Annotated in this window: 2 pseudogenes; one reads left to right on the forward strand and one right to left on the reverse strand. The window is 53.8% G+C overall.

The features are described 5' to 3' along the window. A pseudogene (locus tag HEQ34_RS14225) lies at window positions 1-1,839 on the forward strand (hypothetical protein); the annotation flags it as partial. Between the two features lie 35 nt (window positions 1,840-1,874). On the opposite strand, the pseudogene HEQ34_RS14230 reads toward HEQ34_RS14225, so the two are convergent. Continuing rightward, window positions 1,875-2,102 (reverse strand): annotated as a pseudogene (locus HEQ34_RS14230) (glycosidase); the annotation flags it as partial.

Raw genomic sequence — 2,102 nt, forward strand, 5'->3', positions numbered from 1 at the left:
GTGGATGATGATCCAGCGTTCGCGCCACTGATGAAGGCTGTTACTATCGGCGTTGACGCCAACTTCCTGCATTGGGAACTGGCGTTCCCGACAGTGTGGAAAAACTGGCGGTCACCGACACAGCGCAGCGGTGGGTTTGATGCCATTATCGGCAACCCGCCTTGGGACCGGTTGAAAATGCAAGAGGTCGAATGGTTCGCGTCGCGCAAACCTGAAATTGCTAAGGCGACGAGGGCTGCCGACCGCAATCGGATGGTTAGGGCGCTGAAGGACTCCGGCGATATATTATCTGGCCAATACGAACGCGCCAGCGAAATGGCGGCGCTTGCATCGCGCATGGCCAATCACAAAGACGGCCAGTTTCCATTGCTTGGCAAAGGCGACACCAATTTATATTCGCTTTTCGTCGAGCGCGCTATGCAGTTGGTTAAGCCGACTGGCATTGTTGGCTTGTTGATACCGAGCGGAATTGCTGGTGACTTGGGTGCGAGCGCATTTTTTCGGTCCGTAAGCACGACAGGGCGGCTTGGGGTTTTGTTCGATTACGAAAACAAGAAGATATTCTTTCCCGACGTCCATGCGTCGTTCAAATTCTGCGCCATTGTTTTTGGTGGCGAAGCCAGAAAGTTTGAAGCGACGCAATGTGGATTTTTCTTGCGCTCGACCAACGACAATGACTTGGCTGAGCAAACGTTTCCTCTTGCTCCTGCTGATTTTGCGGCGGTTAATCCCAATACCGGAACGGCACCGGTATTTCGCAATGTGCGGGACGCCGATCTGACCACCGCCATTTATGCGCGTCTGCCCGTTCTTGCGCGTAAGGAATTTGCCAAGGGTAGCTCCGGCCCCGATGAAGGTGCCGCCATCGGCGATCTTGTCGGCGGACCCAAACAGACAAGCGCCGCCAACCCATGGCCGGTTAAATATCTGCGCATGTTTGACATGACAAATGACAGCCATTTGTTCCGAGCGCGCGCTGAATTGGAGGCGGATGGTTGGTATCCTGTTGATTACGGCATTATGAAAAAGGGCGATGCAGAAGTCGTGCCTTTGTATGAAGGCAAGATGGTTCAGGCGTTCGACCATCGCGCTGCGAGTGTTATCGTAAACGAGGAAAATCTGCACCGTCCAGCGCAGCCGGAAAATGCTACTTTGGAGCAACACCAAAACCCGTCATGGCTAGCTGAACCTCAATTCTTTGTGCCGCTTGAAGAAGTTGTTGGACAAGTTAGCGATAAATGGAATCTGGCATTTAAGGCGATAACCGCCCCTACCAATATGCGCACCATGATCGCTGGTTTGTTGCCGCAATGCGGTGTAGGCAATTCCATGGGCATGATTCTGGCAAACAACGCGACTAAGCCGTTGCTTTACGCCAACCTCAACGCGTTCGTTCTTGATTTCGTGGCTCGGCAAAAGGTGCAAGGGCAGAATCTGAACTGGTTCATTGTCGAACAGTTCCCCGTCATCCCGCCCGCCGATTACGACCGCGTTTTTGGTAAAATGACCGCACGCGAAATCGTGGCGCGTGAAGTGCTGCATCTGACCTACACTGCGCATGACATGGCGGCCTTCGCCCGTGATATGGGCTATGAAGGTGATCCTTTTATCTGGGACGATGCCGACCGTCGCCAACGCCGCGCGCGGCTCGATGCGCTGTATTTTCATCTTTATGGCATTGGCAAGGATGATGCCGAGTACATCCTCTCCACCTTCCCCATCGTCCGCCGCCACGACGAGGACGAATTTAAGGGTCGTTATGTAACCCGCGACTTAATCCTTGCTCAGATGGATGCATTGGCGGCTGGGGATGTAGATGCGGTAATCAGCCTGCGTTGAAATATGATTTCCCGGCGCAGATACTGCAAACATTGCTATCTCATCGCGGCCAAAATCTGGTGGATCGCTACAAATGCGAAGCACACAGAGCTATCGGCGACGCCGTAGGGCAGGAACAGATCATCGCCAACGCGGATCGCTCCGCACGTGTAGACGACGTTGGGAACATAGCCTTCACGGTCTTCGTCAGCAGCAGATAGGATGGGATTGGGCGTGCGGCCAATGACTTTCGAGGGATTGGATTTATCCAGCAATGCCGCACC

This window comes from Sphingorhabdus sp. (assembly GCF_023910635.1).
Classification (GTDB): domain Bacteria; phylum Pseudomonadota; class Alphaproteobacteria; order Sphingomonadales; family Sphingomonadaceae; genus Sphingorhabdus_B.